The organism is Pseudogemmobacter lacusdianii, from assembly GCF_030848395.1.
GTDB classification, from domain to species: Bacteria; Pseudomonadota; Alphaproteobacteria; order Rhodobacterales; family Rhodobacteraceae; genus Pseudogemmobacter; species Pseudogemmobacter lacusdianii.
The window spans coordinates 113,318-130,208 of the sequence record NZ_JAVDBT010000006.1 but is presented as its reverse complement, the minus strand read 5'-3'; the positions used below and the strand labels follow the sequence as shown (position 1 = coordinate 130,208).

15 protein-coding genes are annotated in these 16,891 nt (G+C 60.9%); 13 read left to right on the top strand and 2 right to left on the bottom strand.

Going from position 1 to position 16,891, the window contains the following annotated elements:
* Positions 1-31 precede the first annotated feature (31 nt).
* From nspC to Q9295_RS07855, 5 genes are all read left to right on the top strand, one after another.
* Entirely contained in the window at positions 32-1,126 is a 1,095-nt protein-coding gene (nspC, locus tag Q9295_RS07875; protein ID WP_306679987.1) for a carboxynorspermidine decarboxylase, read from the top strand.
* Between the two features lie 45 nt (positions 1,127-1,171).
* Positions 1,172-2,413 (top strand): saccharopine dehydrogenase family protein, encoded by a 1,242-nt coding sequence (locus Q9295_RS07870; protein WP_306679986.1) that lies wholly within the window; start codon positions 1,172-1,174, stop codon positions 2,411-2,413.
* 265 nt (positions 2,414-2,678) lie between these two features.
* Positions 2,679-3,857 carry an aminotransferase class I/II-fold pyridoxal phosphate-dependent enzyme gene (locus tag Q9295_RS07865; RefSeq protein WP_306679985.1) on the top strand — a complete coding sequence of 393 codons (1,179 nt, stop codon included), beginning with the start codon at positions 2,679-2,681 and terminating at the stop codon, positions 3,855-3,857.
* A 12-nt stretch (positions 3,858-3,869) separates the two neighbouring features.
* On the top strand, positions 3,870-7,217 hold the full coding sequence (locus tag Q9295_RS07860) for a DNA translocase FtsK (protein ID WP_306679984.1): 3,348 nt from the start codon (positions 3,870-3,872) through the stop codon (positions 7,215-7,217).
* Between the two features lie 188 nt (positions 7,218-7,405).
* Positions 7,406-8,008: a LolA family protein gene (locus Q9295_RS07855; protein WP_306679983.1), complete on the top strand. Its 603-nt coding sequence runs from the start codon at positions 7,406-7,408 to the stop codon at positions 8,006-8,008.
* An 80-nt stretch (positions 8,009-8,088) separates the two neighbouring features.
* Here the strand turns inward: Q9295_RS07855 and Q9295_RS07850 are convergent, their stop codons facing one another.
* On the bottom strand, positions 8,089-8,676 hold the full coding sequence (locus Q9295_RS07850) for a transglycosylase SLT domain-containing protein (protein ID WP_306679982.1): 588 nt from the start codon (positions 8,674-8,676) through the stop codon (positions 8,089-8,091).
* Positions 8,677-8,902: 226 nt separating this feature from the next.
* Here Q9295_RS07850 and hspQ point away from each other — a divergent pair, with 226 nt between their 5' ends.
* From hspQ to Q9295_RS07810, 8 genes are all read left to right on the top strand, one after another.
* Positions 8,903-9,229 carry a heat shock protein HspQ gene (hspQ, locus tag Q9295_RS07845; RefSeq protein WP_306679981.1) on the top strand — a complete coding sequence of 109 codons (327 nt, stop codon included), beginning with the start codon at positions 8,903-8,905 and terminating at the stop codon, positions 9,227-9,229.
* Between the two features lie 82 nt (positions 9,230-9,311).
* Positions 9,312-9,647, top strand: a complete 336-nt coding sequence (locus Q9295_RS07840; RefSeq protein ID WP_306679980.1) for an STAS domain-containing protein — start codon at positions 9,312-9,314, stop codon at positions 9,645-9,647.
* Positions 9,637-10,128, top strand: a complete 492-nt coding sequence (locus tag Q9295_RS07835; RefSeq protein ID WP_306679979.1) for an ATP-binding protein — start codon at positions 9,637-9,639, stop codon at positions 10,126-10,128. Before Q9295_RS07840 ends, Q9295_RS07835 begins: the two co-directional genes overlap by 11 nt.
* A gap of 264 nt (positions 10,129-10,392) precedes the next feature.
* Entirely contained in the window at positions 10,393-11,964 is a 1,572-nt protein-coding gene (locus Q9295_RS07830) for a gamma-glutamyltransferase family protein (protein ID WP_306679978.1), read from the top strand.
* A gap of 5 nt (positions 11,965-11,969) precedes the next feature.
* A complete protein-coding gene (msrC, locus tag Q9295_RS07825) occupies positions 11,970-12,422 on the top strand; it encodes a free L-methionine (R)-S-oxide reductase MsrC (protein ID WP_306679977.1) in 453 nt (150 codons plus the stop codon).
* The gene (locus Q9295_RS07820; protein ID WP_306679976.1) at positions 12,422-13,192 is read left to right on the top strand and encodes a GFA family protein; all 771 of its coding nucleotides are present in this window, start codon (positions 12,422-12,424) and stop codon (positions 13,190-13,192) included. Before msrC ends, Q9295_RS07820 begins: the two co-directional genes overlap by 1 nt.
* Before the next feature lie 57 nt (positions 13,193-13,249).
* Positions 13,250-14,146, top strand: a complete 897-nt coding sequence (locus Q9295_RS07815) for a homocysteine S-methyltransferase family protein (protein ID WP_306679975.1) — start codon at positions 13,250-13,252, stop codon at positions 14,144-14,146.
* A 10-nt stretch (positions 14,147-14,156) separates the two neighbouring features.
* On the top strand, positions 14,157-14,810 hold the full coding sequence (locus tag Q9295_RS07810) for an RluA family pseudouridine synthase (protein ID WP_306679974.1): 654 nt from the start codon (positions 14,157-14,159) through the stop codon (positions 14,808-14,810).
* A 59-nt stretch (positions 14,811-14,869) separates the two neighbouring features.
* Here Q9295_RS07810 and Q9295_RS07805 read toward each other — a convergent pair whose 3' ends face one another.
* The gene (locus Q9295_RS07805) at positions 14,870-16,849 is read right to left on the bottom strand and encodes an oxidoreductase (RefSeq protein WP_306679973.1); all 1,980 of its coding nucleotides are present in this window, start codon (positions 16,847-16,849) and stop codon (positions 14,870-14,872) included.
* Positions 16,850-16,891: the final 42 nt, after the last annotated feature.

Genomic DNA, 16,891 nt, shown 5'->3' with positions numbered 1-16,891 from the left:
GCCGTTTCTTCTTCTTAACTGGGGGGATGCGATGAACCAGACGCCCTACTACCTCATCGACCGCGCAAAACTGGCCAAGAACATGGCTGTGATGGACGAGCTGCGTGCAGCCTCGGGCGTGAAAACGCTACTGGCGCTGAAGTGCTTTGCGACTTGGGGCGTGTTCGACCAGATGTCGCAGCATATGGACGGCACCACCTCGTCCTCGCTTTACGAGTTGCGTTTGGGCCGCGAGAAGTTCGGTAAAGAAACCCACGCCTATTCGGTGGGTTGGTCCGATCATGAGATCGAAGAGGCGGTCTCTTACGCCGATAAGATCATCTTCAACTCGATCAGCCAGTTGGAGCGGTTCGACAATGCCTCGGCGCATATCGAGCGTGGTCTGCGGCTGAACCCGCGGTTCTCGACCTCGGGCTTTGACCTTGCCGATCCGGCGCGGCCCTTCTCGCGGCTCGGTGAATGGGACAAGACGAAGATTGAAACGGTGATGGGCCGAATCTCTGGCTTCATGATCCATTACAATTGCGAGAACGGCGACTTCGACCTCTTCGACCGGCAGTTGGCGCGAATCGAGGAAGAATTCGGCGATCTTCTGCACCGGCTGAAATGGGTCAGCCTTGGCGGTGGCATCCATTTCACCGGCGAGGGCTATCCGGTCCAAAAGCTGGCCGCGCGTCTGAAAGCCTTCCAAGAGAAGTTCGGCGTCCAAGTCTATCTGGAGCCCGGCGAGGCCGCGATCACCCAATGCGCCAGCCTTGAGGTGACGGTGCTCGACGTGCTCAACAATGGCAAAGACCTTGCCATCGTCGATTCTTCGGTCGAGGCGCATATGCTGGACCTCTTGATCTACCGCATCTCGGGCAAGATCGAGACCGAAGGCGACCACCCCTATATGGTCTGTGGCAAATCCTGCCTCGCAGGTGATGTCTATGGCGAGTTCAACTTCGCCCAGCCCCTACAAATTGGCGATCGTCTCTCGATCGCTGATGCCGCCGGTTACACGATGGTTAAGAAAAACTGGTTCAACGGTGTGAAAATGCCGTCCATCGTGATCAAGGAACTGGATGGTTCCGAGACGGTCGTGCGCGAATTCGGCTATGCCGATTACCGGGACAGCCTGGGTTAACAGGCAGTCTCCCCTTTCACCTATAACTCGTGGAGGCGGTATTCCTTGAAACGGAATGTTCTCATCATCGGCGCCGGTGGCGTAGCACAAGTGGTTGCGCATAAGGCTGCGCAAAACAACGATAAATTGGGCGATTTGCACATTGCAAGCCGCACCTTGGCCAAGGCCGAGGCGGTGATTGCCTCGGTGCATGAAAAATCCGCGATGAAAGTCGCTGGGGTTTTCAAAGCCCATGCTTTGGACGCGATGGACACAGCCGCTGTGGCGGCGCTGATCCGCGACATCGGCGTGCAGATCGTCATCAACGTCGGCTCGCCCTTCGTGAATATGACTGTGCTTGATGCCTGCATCGAGACCGGCGTCGCCTATATGGACACCGCGATCCATGAAGACCCGTCGAAGATCTGCGAGATCCCGCCGTGGTATGGCAATTACGAATGGAAAAAGCGCGACGCCACCAAAGCGGCGGGCGTGACGGCGATTCTGGGCATCGGCTTTGATCCGGGCGTGGTGAACGTTTGGGCGCGGGCGGCCGCCGATATGATGGACAAGGTCCATTCGATCGACATTGTCGACATCAATGCAGGCAGCCACGGCAAGTATTTTGCCACCAACTTCGACCCCGAGATCAACTTCCGCGAATTCACCGGCACGGTCTATTCGTGGCAGGGCGGCAAGTGGCAAGAAAACGCCATGTTCGAGATCGGCAAGACTTGGGATTTGCCCATCGTCGGCCCCTCGAAAGCCTATCTCTCGGGCCATGATGAGGTGCATTCGCTCTCGGCCAACTATCCGGATGCCGATGTGCGCTTCTGGATGGGCTTTGGTGAGCATTACATCAACGTCTTCACCGTGTTGAAAAACCTTGGCCTTTTGTCCGAGCAACCCGTTGTCACCGCCGAAGGTTTGGAAGTGGTGCCGCTGAAGGTGGTGAAAGCCGTGCTGCCCGATCCGGCTACTTTGGCCCCCGGCTATACCGGCAAGACCCTGATCGCTGACTTCGTGAAGGGCGAGAAAGACGGCAAACCGGTTGAGGTGATGATCTACAACTCGGCTGACCATAAAGAGGCCTATGAGGAAGTCGGCAGCCAAGGCATCAGCTATACCGCTGGCGTGCCTGCCGTTGCCGCCGCGATCTTGGTGGCCGAGGGCGTCTGGGATGTCGGTCAGATGGTCAACGTGGAAGAGCTGGACCCGCGGCCCTTCATCAACCTTTTGAACACGATCGGTCTGCCGTCTTACATCAAAGACGATCAGGGCGACCGCCTGCTGCAATACGAGATCTGATCTCTCCGGCACGCCGGTGAGCGATGACTTTCTATCAAGGGCGGGAAGGGTTTGAGCCTTTCCCGCCCTTGCTTATTTGACGCAACCCAAGCCGGGTAGGGCGGACAGGCGGGGCTGAGAAGCACCCTCACAAGGCGGCAAACATAAAAGCCACAATTTTGCGCTCCAACCCCAAGTGACGGCTGGGAAAAACTGGACCATCGCAATCGCTGGCGCTAATCTGAACCAAACCGGGGCATTCACGATCCCGGCATCTGAGGCAGTCATGGCATTTCCTGAGCGGTTTTCGAACCTGCCAGATTACGCGTTTCCGCGCTTGCGGAAACTTCTGGACGCGCACGCTCCGGGCGGCGAACAAATTTCTATGACCATCGGAGAGCCTCGGCATCCGATGCCCGAATTCGTCGGCCGAATCTTGGCCGAGAATCTCTCGGGTTTTTCGGTCTATCCACCGAATGACGGCACTCCGGCCTTGCTGGCGGCGATTTCGGGTTGGATCGCGCGGCGCTACCGGGTCGATGTGGCCGAGAACCGGTTGATGGTGCTGAACGGCACGCGCGAGGGTCTGTTCAACGCGCTGGTTGCGGTCTGCCCCGAGCAAAAGCGCGGCAAAATTCCGGCCATTTTGGTCCCGAACCCTTTCTATCAGGTCTATGCCGTTGCCGCTTTGGCGATTGGGGCCGAGCCGGTCTATGTGCCCGCAGGGGCCTCGACCGGTTTCCTGCCCGATTACGCGGGGCTTCCGGCGGAGGTGCTGGATCGCGTTGCTGTGGCCTATATCTGCTCGCCCTCGAACCCGCAGGGCGCGGTTGCTTCGCGCGAATATCTGGCCGAGCTTTTGGCTTTGGCCGAGAAGCACGACTTCAAGATTTTCGCCGATGAATGCTATTCCGAGATTTGGCGCGAGGCACCGCCCGCAGGGATTCTCGAAGTGGCGCAAGAGGTTGGCGCGGACCCAGAACGGGTGGTGACCTTCCATTCGCTCTCGAAGCGTTCGAACCTGCCGGGGCTACGCTCTGGCTTTGTGGCCGCTGGCGTCGAGACGATGGCCCGCATCCGCCAGCTGCGCGCTTTTGCCGGTGCGCCCTTGCCATTGCCCTTGCAAAAGGTGGCCGAGGCGGTCTGGAATGATGAGGCGCATGTCACCGCCAGCCGCGCGCTTTACCAAGAGAAATTCGCCGATGCAGAGCAGATCTTTTCCGGCATGCAGGGCTATCAAGCCCCCGGCGGTGGCTTTTTCCTTTGGCTGCCTGTTGAGGACGGCGAAGAGGCTGCGCTGAAACTTTGGCAGCAAACCGGCGTGCGTGTCTTGCCGGGGGCGTATTTGTCGAGAGAGGCCGGGGGCCATAACCCCGGCAAAGAGTATATTCGAGTGGCTTTGGTGGCACCACGTGAAGAAACGCAACGCGGGCTGATTCAGCTGCGCGATTGCCTTTACGATTGAGGACGGGGAAGAATGGCTTTGTACCAAATGAGACAACGCGACCCGCTTCTTGATCAAGGCACGCAAGCCATGCTTGAACGCCGCTCGCGCGAGTTGCTCGGCATTGGCTTGGTGGTGGTCGCGGTGATTTTCGCCGCAATGCTGGGCAGTTACTCGCCGGATGATCCGGGCTGGATGGTCGCCACCGAAGAGCCGGCACGCAATATGCTGGGCCGGTTCGGCGCGGCGATTGCCTCGACCTTGGTGATCTTGATCGGCAAAGGTGCTTGGTCGATTCCGGTGATTTTCTTTGCATGGGGCGCGCGCTTCATCCTGCACCGCGGCGGTGAGCGGGTTCTGTCGCGCGTGGTCTTTGCGGTGATCGCGGTTGCTTTGGCCTCGGCCTATGCGGCAACGCTCTCGGTGCCCGCTGATTGGCCGCATGCCTTTGGTCTGGGTGGGCTTTTTGGCGATACGGTCACCGGCGCTTTGGTCGCAGGCGTGATCCCGGGCTCATTGGGCTTTGGGTTGAAAGTCGTTTCGCTGCTGGCGTTTTTCAGCCTGCTTGGCATGATGCTTTACGTCACCGGCTTTGACCGCGATGAGTTGCGCGGCATCTGGCATTTCCTGCTAACCGGCTCGATCTTGGCCTATGCGGCGGCGATGAACTTCATGGGCAAAGGTGGCTCGGCCGCTTTGTCGGGTGCCATGAAAGGCGCGCGCGGCTTGCAAGATCGTGCGGCAGCGGGCCGTGCGGCCGCGTCCAACCGCGCCAATCGCTATGCTGATACGCGCTATTCCGACCCGGTGATCGAAGAGTGGGACGAGCCGCCGCTGATGGCCCCCGAAGCGCGCGCGCCGCTGCGCGAGCCTATTCGCGAAGAGCCGATGGCTGCCGCTCGCTCGGTGGTGCGCCGCGCCGCGCCGCAGGTGGTCGAGCCGACCTATGACGATTACGAGCCTGCCCCGCTTGAGGCGGCGCAAGGTTGGAATGCGCCCTCGACCCTGCGGGCCGAGCCGCGCCGCTTTGAAGCTCCGCCGAGCTTGCCGAAAGAGAAGCTGGGCTTCTTGGCCCGGATGCGCCGGGTCGTTGAACCTGAGCCGGAATTGGTCGAGCCAGAGCCGATCGAGCCTGTTTATGATATGGAGCAGCCCTCGGAAGACCGCATCAAGGCGCGGATCTCCGATGTGATCCGCAGCCGCGCGCGCGGTGGTGCTCCGGGCCTGACCGGCGCATTGCCCGCTCCGATGTCGCCCTTGCAGGCTGCCGTCGCCGCCCGCCGCGCCGAGCCGCCTTTGATGCGTGCGCGCCGCCCGCAACCGCTTTTGGCCGACACACGTCCGTCGATGATGATGGAGCCGCCGGTAACAGCAGTCTCCGCCGTTGTTGATGCTGCCCCGGCGCCTGTCGCGCAAGCCACGAGCTTTGCGGCCCCGACGGTCGAGGCTGTGGCAGATCACATGGATCACACTGCAACGGAAGCTCCGCGTCCTGCTGCGCCCGCCTTCTTGACCCGCTCGCGCACGGCCCCCGCTGTGGCCCCAATTCCGGCCGCTGCACCCCCCTCCCCTATCGAGAGGGGCAGTGCATTTGCCGCTGAAGAGGTGGCTGAGGTCGAGAATATGTTCGTGGCCGAAGACATGTATTGGCAGGAGAACTGGGACGAAGCCTCGGACGATTGGCATCCCGATGACAGCTTTGAGCCGGATTACGATCCGACCCCAGTTGCGCCGCGTGCCTTGCCGCGTGTCGCTGCGATCCCGGAGCGTCGCGCTGTGGTGCAAGCGCCGGTGAAGCGCCCGATTGCGCAATCGACTCGCGCTGTGGCCGAAACGCAACCGCGCATGCGCTTTGAAGAGGCGACGACAGAGTTCGAGCTGCCCCCCTTGGGCCTGCTTGCCGATCCGACCGAAGGTCAGGGTCGCCAGCTTTCTGATGAGGCGCTGGAAGAAAACGCCCGTATGCTGGAATCGGTCTTGGATGATTACGGCGTGAAGGGCGAGATCGTCTCGGTCCGTCCCGGCCCCGTGGTCACCATGTATGAGCTGGAGCCGGCTCCGGGTCTGAAGGCATCCCGCGTGATCGGTCTGGCCGATGACATTGCACGCTCGATGTCGGCTTTGTCGGCGCGGGTCTCGACCGTGCCGGGGCGTTCGGTCATCGGGATCGAATTGCCGAATTCCTACCGCGAGAAAGTGGTCTTGAAAGAGATCCTTGCCGCCCGCGACTTTGGCGACAGCCAGATGCGGCTGCCGCTGGCTTTGGGCAAGGACATTGGCGGCGATCCCATCGTGGCGAACCTCGCCAAGATGCCTCACCTTTTGATCGCCGGGACCACCGGTTCGGGTAAATCCGTGGCGATCAACACGATGATCTTGTCGCTGCTTTATAAGCTGACGCCGGAAGAATGCCGGATGATCATGATCGACCCGAAGATGTTGGAACTGTCGGTCTATGACGGCATCCCGCATCTTTTGTCGCCGGTGGTGACCGATCCGAAGAAAGCCGTCGTTGCCCTGAAATGGGTCGTCGGCGAGATGGAAGAGCGTTACCGCAAGATGTCCAAAATGGGCGTGCGGAACATCGAAGGTTACAATGGCCGCGTGCGTGAGACGCTGGCCAAAGGCGAGATGTTCAGCCGCACGATCCAGACCGGCTTTGACGAGGAAACCGGCGATCCGGTCTTTGAGACGGAAGAATACGCCCCCGTCGCCTTCCCCTATATCGTCGTCATCGTCGACGAGATGGCGGATTTGATGATGGTGGCGGGCAAAGAGATCGAGGCCTGCATCCAGCGCCTGGCGCAGATGGCGCGGGCTTCGGGCATCCATTTGATCATGGCGACGCAGCGGCCCTCGGTCGATGTGATCACTGGCACGATCAAAGCGAACTTCCCGACGCGGATTTCCTTCCAAGTGACCTCGAAGATCGACAGCCGCACCATCCTTGGCGAGCAAGGTGCCGAGCAGCTCTTGGGCCAAGGCGACATGCTCTATATGGGCAACGGCCAGCGCATCGCGCGGATCCACGGTCCCTTCGTCTCGGATGAAGAGGTCGAGGAAATCGTGAACCACCTCAAGAGCTTCGGCCCGCCCGCCTATATGTCGGGCGTGGTGGAAGGCCCGGATGAAGAGACCGCATCGGATATCGATATGGTCTTGGGCCTTGGCTCCAGCGAGGGCGGCGAGGACGCGCTTTACGATCAAGCCGTGCATATCGTGGCCAAGGATCGCAAATGCTCGACCTCTTACATCCAGCGCAAACTGGGCATCGGCTATAACAAAGCCGCGCGTCTGGTGGAGCAGATGGAGGAAGAGGGCGTGGTCACCGCTGCCAACCACGTCGGCAAGCGTGAGATCTTGGTGCCGGAAGTGCACTAAGCCCGCTGGAAAAGGCGAAGTAGCGACTGCAAAGGCCCTTGATCCTAGGATCAGGGGCCTTTGCTTTGGCAAGCTCCGCTTGGCGTGGCACCACAATTGTGAAAGGGGGGATCACGCCCTTGGCACAAAGCCGCGAGTTTTCTGCAACAGGGATATGAGTTGCGAAAAGAGTGACTTATATTCAGCGCATGAACCGTCGCACCCTTCTCCTCGCCCCGCTTGCCCTGATGGCGCTTTCGGCCCCTGCTTATGCCGAAAAGCTCTCGCTGGGCACTTTGTCGAAATATCTCAACAGCCTGACCACGGTTGAGGCCGATTTCACGCAAGTGAACTCGGACGGCTCGGTCTCGACCGGGCGGATTTTCATCAAGCGCCCGGGCCGGGTGCGGTTTGAGTATAACCCGCCGGATCGCTCGTTGGTTTTGGCCGGGGGCCAGCAAGTGGCGATCTTCGACGGCAAGTCGAATGTCCCGCCCGAGCAATATCCTTTGAAGCGCACGCCGCTGAACTTGATCCTTGCTGCTAATATTGACCTTGCGAAGGCCAAGATGGTGGTTGGGCACAGCGCCGATGCAACCACGACCCGCGTGAAGGCGCAGGACCCTGAGCATCCCGAATATGGCACGATCGAGCTGGTGTTCTCGGCCAATCCGGTCGAGTTGCGGCAATGGGTGATTACCGATGATCTTGGCCAACAAACCACGGTCATTCTGGGCGCGATGAAGAAGGGCGGCGCTTTGCGTGACGGGATGTTCTCGATCACGAATGAGATGTCGAAGCGCAAGCTCTGAAGGCTAATCGCCTTGGAAACGCAAAAGGGCCTTACCGCTTGGTAAGGCCCTTTGATTTTCGCCAGTTTCGCTTTTTGGTTTTAACGACGGCAGCCGTTCAGCTGGCTTTCATACATTTCCGAGCGGCGCTTCACCTTTGCGGCAACCTCAACCAGCCAAGGCTTGCTCAGATAGGACTGCCTTGAATAGCCGCTGCGGCCCTCGTGATAGGCCAGATACTGGCCCTGCGCATCGCTGAGCGGGATGCCCAGTTTGCGGGTGGTCTCGGTGAAATACCAGCCCATGAAATCGGTGGCATCGGTGATCCGATCGCGCTTGGCCCGGCCGCGCCCCTCGGACTTTTGGTATTCCTCCCAAGTCCCGTTCAGCGCTTGGCTATAGCCGTAAGCGGTGCTTTGCCGGCCCATCGGAATCACCCCAAGCGCAAAGCGATGCGGGGTTTGCGCATTGCCGATGAACTTTGATTCTTGGTGGATAACGGCCATTTGGACATGGATCGGGACGCCCCACTTGCGCTCGGTCGCGCGCATGGCCCGCAGATATTGCGGTCGCTCGGCCACAATGGCACAGGCGTCATCTAATTTACGCGGCGCCTCAAACTGACGACTGCCTCCGCCACAAGCGGCAAGCGATAACAACAGAATGGACGCACGGAGAAACCTGCTCATATGCCCCTCGTGCAGTCTTATTTTTTTCCAGTCTAGCCGAATTGAGGGTCAAGAAAAAGCGGGGAAAACCAGCGGCCTTATCAGGAAAGCGCGAGCAAGCGGCCTGTTCAACCGGAAGGGTACTATAACCCATAGCTCCACAGACTGTTTCCCCAAGGCGCGCCCGCACGGATGGACAGCATTTTGCAAGATGTTTACACCGCAAAGAACCGGGAGACGCCGCAGCATGTTCAAGACAGAGGCCAAATACCACATCGGCCAGGTGCTCCGTCATCGGAAGCATCCGTTCCGTGGTGTGGTCTTTGATGTCGATGCGATCTTCTCAAATACCGAAGAATGGTATGAGAATATCCCGGAAGACAGCCGTCCGTCGAAGGATCAGCCGTTTTACCATCTCTTGGCCGAGAATGATCAAAGCTACTATGTGGCTTATGTCTCCGAGCAAAACCTCGTGCCCGACGAAACCGGTGAGCCGGTGGATCACCCGGATCTGGGGGATCTTTTCGGAGATTTCGAGAATGGCCGTTATCCGCTGCAGTTCCAATTGAACTAGGCGGAAATCCCGCACTCGCTTACCGGTTGCTAAGATTTCTTGCCTAGCCTTGGGCTTTAGGGCTCTCAGGAAAGGAATGTCTATGCTGCTGAAATCTGCGATGAACGGCACGACGCTGGTGATCCGCGTGGCCGAAGACCGGATTGATGCCGCCGGTGCCATCCAATTCAAGGAACGCATGCGCGCGCTTTTGGAAACGCCCAGCCAGCGGGTCATTCTGGATTTGTCTGACGTACATTTCCTTGATTCGTCAGGTTTGGGCGCGGTGGTTGCGGTGATGAAGTTGCTGGGGCCAGAGCGACGGCTGGAACTGTCTGGTCTGAATTCGACGGTGGAAAAGGTGTTTCGCCTGACCCGGATGGACACGATCTTCACCATCCACCCGGCCTTGGCCGAAGGTTTGCGGGATGCTGGCTGACGGGCGGTTGATCTTTGATCCTCCGCTTGCGGCAGTGCGCTTTGTGCTGCAGGCCGATCCGGCCTCGGTGCAGCTCGGGCTGCGGCAGGCAATGGCCGTCCCGCCTTTGTCGCTCCTCACCGATGCCGCGCGCGGCGATGCGCAGATCGTGCTGGCCGAAGTGCTGAACAATGTGGTCGAACATGCTCAGGACGCGCCGATGACGTTGGCCAGTGCCGCAGCCGGGATCCGCGCTGGACCCAAGCGCGCAGTGCAGATCACGCTTTGGCTGCATTTGGTGCAGGGGCAGCTTCACTGTTGGGTTGAAGATGGCGGCTTGCCGATGCGTGGCGGCATTCCAGAGGCGGGCGTCTTGCCCGATCCGCAGGATCTGCCCGAAGGCGGCTTTGGTTGGCACCTGATTCGCAGTTTGTGCCACGGGCTCAGCTACCGGCGCTGGAAAAATATGAACCAGTTAATCTTCTTGATTGAGGCCGGATAAACGGGGTTTCAAGCCACCAAGGCTGGAATTCCGACGATTATGACGCGATCCTGCCACTATTTCCCCGCAAATTCGCCCTGCCAAATCGCCATCCTGATCGCGTAGCTGCATAAGGCTTCACCTCGGCGCCGGGATCAACAGCCCCCACCCAGTCCCGACGCCGAGGTTCTTCAAGCGCTGCCAAAATCCCCCGATAACACCTTTCATGCCTGCTTTCGCCACCAAGCGAAGGCCGCTAGGCTCGTCTGAAATAGGGGGGCAAAAATGCGCGATTTTCACTTGGCGGGCCGATCTACGGTTCATGCGATGAACGGGATGGTGGCCACCTCGCATCCGCTGGCCAGCCTGACCGCGATTGACACTTTGCGGGCGGGCGGCAATGCGGTGGATGCCGCTTTGGCCGCCGCTTTCGTGCTGGGATTGGCCGAGCCGCAGATGACTGGCATCGGCGGCGACTGCTTTGTGTTGCTGAAACCTGCGGGGACTGAAGATGTGATCGGCCTTAACGGCTCGGGCCGCGCACCGGCCGGGTTGAGCGCTGAAAGGCTCCGCGCAGAGGGACACGCGACCATGCCGCTGCATGGTGTTTTACCGGTCACCTTGCCCGGTGCGATCGACGCCTTCTGCCGGCTGCACACTGACCACGGCAGCCAGCCGCTCGATCAGATCCTTGCCCCTGCCATCGCCTATGCCGAAGCTGGCATCCCCGTCGCGCCTCGCACCGCCTTTGACTGGGCCGATGATCTGCCGGTGCTGCAAGGCCGCGCGCGAGAGATCTTCAGCTTTTCTGGCGCCGCCCCCCGCGCAGGCCAGCTTTACCGCAACCCCTTGCAGGCCGAAGTGCTGCGCCGCATTGCCCGTGAAGGCCGCAAAGGCTTTTACGAGGGCGAGGTGGCCGAGGATATGATCGCCTCGCTGCGCGCGCTTGGCGGATGCCACACGCTTGACGATTTGGCCGCCACCGCTTGCAATTACACCACGCCAATCTCGGGCAATTACAACGGGCTTGAGCTTCTAGAGCATCCACCGAATGGCCAAGGCGCCACCGCGATCTTGATGCTCAACATCCTTAAACGCTTTGATATCGCAAAGCTTTCGCCCCACAGCGCCCAACGTGCGCATCTTGAGGCCGAGGCTGCGAAACTGGCCTATGACGCGCGCAACCGCTTTATCGCCGATCCGGCGCAGCGGCTGGACCATATGCTCTCAGCTGAAACCGCCGACCGTTTGGCTGCGCTGATCGATCCCGATTACGCGATGGCCAACGCCGCCCCACTGACCGAGGCGGTGCACAAAGACACCGTCTATCTGACCGTTGTCGACCGCGACCGGATGGCGATCTCGCTGATCTATTCGATCTTCTGGGGGTTCGGCTCGGGCCTTGCCTCGGACAAGTTCGGCATCAACTTCCAAAACCGCGGCGCGGGCTTCACCTTGCAGCAGGGGCATCCGAATGAGGCCGCGGGCGGCAAGCGGCCGATGCATACGATCATTCCCGGTATGATCCGCCAAAATGGCCGCGTGACCATGCCGTTTGGCGTGATGGGCGGGGCATATCAGCCCGCCGGGCATGCGCATTTCGTCTCAAACCTTGCCGATTTCGGCATGGACCCGCAGGAGGCGATCGATGCGCCGCGCAGCTTTGCAGGCTCAGAAGGGCTTGAAGTTGAACGGGGTTACACCGATGAGGCTCGTCGTGCTTTGGCGGCAATGGGCCATGCTGTGACGATTCCGGGCACGCCTTTGGGCGGCGCGCAAGCCATCCTCATCGGCGAAGATGGTGGGCTAACCGGGGCATCGGATCCGCGCAAAGACGGCTGTGCATTGGGGTATTGAGGTTAATGGACTATACTGAGGCGACCAAAGAGATCTTGGCGATCACGCATGGTGAGACCGACAGCGTCTCGCTGATGGCGACGCTGGCTTGCGAGATTCACCGCCGGCATCCGATGTCGGATTGGACCGGGTTCTACCGCGTCGTGGGGCCGGAGCTTTTGAAGATTGGCCCCTATCAAGGCGGGCATGGCTGTCTGGTGATCCCGTTTTCGCGCGGGGTTTGCGGTGCGGCGGCACGCACGGGACAGATCCAGAATGTGCCGGATGTTGAAGAGTTTCCGGGCCATATCGCCTGTTCCTCCACGACCCGGTCTGAGCTGGTTTTGCCGTTTTGGAACGGGGCCGGTCAGCTTCTCGGCGTGCTCGATCTTGACAGCGACACCCCTGCCGCCTTCACCAAGGCGGATGAAGATTGGTTGGTGCCGCTTTTGGCCGAGGTCTTCCGCGAGGCGCAGTGATGCAAAAGGGATCCTGCCTTTGCGGCGGCGTGGCCTTTGAAATTGAAGGCGATTTGCGTCAGGTGATTGCCTGCCATTGCAGCCAATGTCGCAAACAATCGGGGCATTTCTGGGCGGCTACGGCCGCTCCAGAGGCCTTGGTCCGGCTTACGAAGGACGCAACGCTGGCCTGGTACGAGGCCAGCCCATCAGCCAAGCGCGGCTTTTGCAATCAATGCGGCAGCTTTCTCTTTTGGCAAAGCATGGGCTCCGACAGCATCTCGATCGCGGCTGGGGCGCTGGACGGTGCAACGGGATTGCATATCGCGGAGAGCATCTTTCACGCTGATGCCGGGGATTATTACGATCCAAATGGCGGGCCGCCGCCTTCCTGTGCCGACGAGCCGCAAGAGCTGACCGGGCGCTGCCTTTGCGGGCGCAACCACTTTACCCTGCCCGGGCCGATGGGGGCCGTCACTGCCTGCCATTGCAGCCAGTGCCGCAAAACCTCGGGCCATTATGCCGCAAGCTTTGCCGCCGAAGAGCAAGACCTGCACTGGCATGCGCGCCGTCTGGCCGAGCATGTCGCACCGGGCGGCGGGCGGCGGGGATTTTGTCCTGACTGTGCGACCTCGCTTTTCTTCCGCGCAGCCGATGGCAGCTTTGGGGTTGAGGCAGGTTGCATTGAAACGCCGACTGGGGGGCGGTTGGCCGCACATATCTTTGTCGCCGATAAGGGCGATTATTACCCGCTGGATGACGGCTTGCCGCAGCATGAGGGCGACAGCTGAGCCCTTGATTTTTCAAAATCTAAAGTCCTAGCTGGTCGGAAATTACAGGAGGCCAGCATGGCGCAGATCACCCTTCTTGACGGCGGCATGGGCCAAGAGCTGATCGCCCGCAGCGGCGACAGACCCGGCGCGCTTTGGGCGACGCGGGTGATGCTGGACCACCCCGGTCTGGTGCGGGAAATCCACGAAGACTACTTTGCCGCCGGGGCCAGCATTGCCACCGCCAACACCTATAACATCTTGCACGACCGGCTTATTCCAGACGGGCTGGACGGGCTTTACCACGCGCTCCACCTGCGTGCCTTGGCCGAGGTGCATGAGGCCAAGGCCGCCGCGGGGCGCGGAGTGATCGCAGGTTCGATGGGGCCGCTTTCGGCCAGTTATCGGCCCGACCTCACGCCCTCGATCGAAACCTCAACCGCACTTTATGCCGAGAAGGCCCGCATTCTTGGCCCGCATGTCGATTTGATCCTGATCGAGACGATGTCCTCGCTCGACCTTGCACTAGGGGCGCTGCAAGGCGCGCAGGCGGCGGGCAAGCCGGTCTGGCTTGCGGTCTCGGTCGATGATCGCAACGGGCGTCTGCTGCGCTCGGGTGAGCCGATTGCGGATCTGGCTGGCATCTTGGCCAAGGCTCCGGCTGCGGCGGTGCTGGCCAATTGCTCGATGCCCGAAGCGATGGAGGCGGCGATGGAAGAGCTGCGGGGCCTTGGACTGCCCTTCGGCGCCTATGCCAATGGCTTCAGCGAAATCTCCAGCCTGCCGCTGCCCGAGGATGCGCATACGCCAGATTATTGCCCGCGCCATGACCTGACGCCCGAGGCATACAGCCGCTTTGCTTTGCGCTGGATCGATCAGGGCGCGACCATCGTCGGCGGCTGCTGCGAAGTCGGCCCCGCCCATATCCGCCATCTGCATCAAGCGCTACTGGACGCGGGCCACGAGATCGTGTGATCAGCGGCAGATGATCCCGGATTTCGTCTACACCCCGCCCGATGTGCCTTTGTCGATCCTTTATGAGGACCGCCATATTCTGGTCTTGGACAAGCCCTCGGGCCTTCTGTCTGTGCCCGGCAAGTTGGAGGGGCGGCAGGATTGCTTGGTCTCGCGCCTGCAAGCCGAACGTTGGGATGCGCTTTTGGTGCATCGCTTGGATTGCGACACTTCGGGCGTGATCATCTTTGCCCGGACCAAGGATGCCCAAGGTTTCTTGGGGCAAGAGTTCGAAAAGCGGCGCGCCAAGAAAAGCTACATCGCCCGCGTGGCGGGAGAGATTGCGGGCGAAAGCGGGCATATCGATCTGCCCTTGGGCGCCGATTGGCCAAACCGGCCGCGCCAGATGGTGGATCATGACAACGGCCGCCCGGCGCAGACCGATTGGCAGGTGATTGGTCGCGCAAAGGGGGAGACGCGGGTGAAGCTGACGCCGCACACCGGGCGCAGCCACCAATTGCGGGTGCATATGCTGGCGCTTGGCCACCCGATCCTAGGCGATCCGATCTATGCCAGTGGTGCCGCGCTGGAGGCCCCGCGCCTGATGCTGCACGCCCATACGCTGGCGCTGCATCACCCCGAAACTCGCGAAATGGTTGCGTTTGAGGCCCCGGTGCCGTTCTGACATCTGCCAAGCGGCAAGGCTTAGGCCGGCGGGGTTAGGCAACCCTGCCGGCCTTATTATTACAGCGACAAGGCGGCTTTGCGCCCGTCGTGGAAGGCATAGGCGGCCAGTCTTGGCGCGCTGCAATCGCCGATGCGCAGCACCTCTTTGCCCGCGAATTCCTCGGGGTAGGGATCGAAGCTGCGGTTGGTGGTGGCCATGACCAAAGCGCTGGCCGCAACCATCTGCTCGGTCCCGGTCAGCATGTTGCGAACGGTGGCGCCATTGCCATGCCAACGCGGGATCATGCTTTCGGTCATAAAGACCACGCCTTTGGCCGCCAAAGCCCGCCGCGCATCGCCATCGGCGAAGGTACGGGCAATCTCTTTGCCGACAAAGGTTTCCGGGGTGACAATCGTCACCTTATGGCCCTGCTCGGCCAGCCACCAAGCGGTGCCCACGCCGCGCCAATTGCCGCCCTCATCATAAAGCACCACCTCGTGACCGGGGCGGGCCTCGCGGCGAATGATCGCCTCGGGGCTGAAGACATGGCCATTTTCCAGGCCCGGCAGACGCGGCTCATGCGGCAGCCAGCGCTGGAAGGCGTTCTCATCGGGCAAAGAGCCGGTGGCAAGGATCACCGCATCGGCCGGATGGGCGGCGATCTCATCCTCATCAAGATAGGTGTTCAGCCGCAAAGTGACGCCCAGCTTGGTAAATTGCCGCTCATACCAGTCCAAGAGGTCAAGGAGCTGCGCCCGGCGCGGCTGCTGACCGGCCAGCCGGAATTGGCCACCGACCACCGGCAAGGCCTCGACGATCTCGACCTTATGGCCCTGTTCAGCCGCGGCGCGGGCGGCCTCAAGCCCGGCGGGGCCAGCCCCCACCACCAGAACCGAGCGCGGGGCATCCGCCTTGGCGAAGCGATCCCCGCCCCATTCAAACTCGCGCCCCGCCGAAGGGTTGATTAAGCACGAGATCCAATAGTCGCGCGAGCGGCGGCCCCAGCACATCTGGTTGCACGAGAGGCACGGCCGGATGTCCTCGCTGCGCCCCTCCATCATCTTGCGCGCCAGATGCGGATCGGCGATCTGGCCGCGCACGATCGAGACCAGATCCGCCTCGCCCGAGCCGATCAGGGTCTCGGCATTTTCCGGCGTGCGGATCCCGGCTTCCGAGGTGATCTTGGCGTGCTTGACCAAGGCCTTCAGCTGTGCGGTCACCGGGGTCGTCAGCTTCTCGCCTTTCGTGAAGGCAGGAATAATGCTCTCGGCATCCTGATAGCCGCCGTAACCCACGGTAAAGTAATCAATATGCCCGGTGCGGTCATGCAGATCGACCAGTTCACACAGGCTTTCCGCGCCCAAAGTGACCTCGGTAAACACCGAGGAGGTGCTGAGGGCCAGCCCGACGATGAAATCCTCGCCGCAGTCCTTGCGCACCCGTTCGATCAATGTGCGCGAGAACCTTGTGCGGTTCTCAAGGCTGCCGCCCCATTTGTCATCGCGGGTATTGGACCAAGGGTTCCAGAACTGGTCCAGAAGCCCATGATAGGCAGCCCAGATCTCGACGCCATTGAATCCGCAGTCTTTGGCGCGGCGGGCGGCGGCAACATGGGCGTCGAGCAATTCGTTGATTTCGCGGACCGTCATCCGGTGCGAGCCGTCTGAGTCGTGATACGAGGGCGCGCCCGAGGGGCTCCAATGCGGCATGAAGGACAGATCAGAATCGCCATGCGCGCCGATGTGGTAGATCTGTTGGATTGCCACCGCGCCGGCCTCTTGGATCTCGTCGGTGATCTTGCGGAAATGCGGGATGATCACATCGGATTCATGCGCAATATTGCCGCGAGTCAGCACCCCGGTGCGATGCGCCGGGACCGGCTCACAAACCACCATCGCCGCGCCGCCAAGTGCCCGCTCGACAAGGTATTTCCCTTGGCGCGGCCCTGGAATGCCCTGATCGGACATATTGTTGGTATGGGCCCCGAACACGATGCGGTTGCGCAAAGTATGTCCGCGCAGTTGCAAGGGTGAGGTGAGGTGGCGAAATTGGGTCATGGCGGCCTCCGTTCAGGAGAGCAAGAACGCCATTCGAAATAT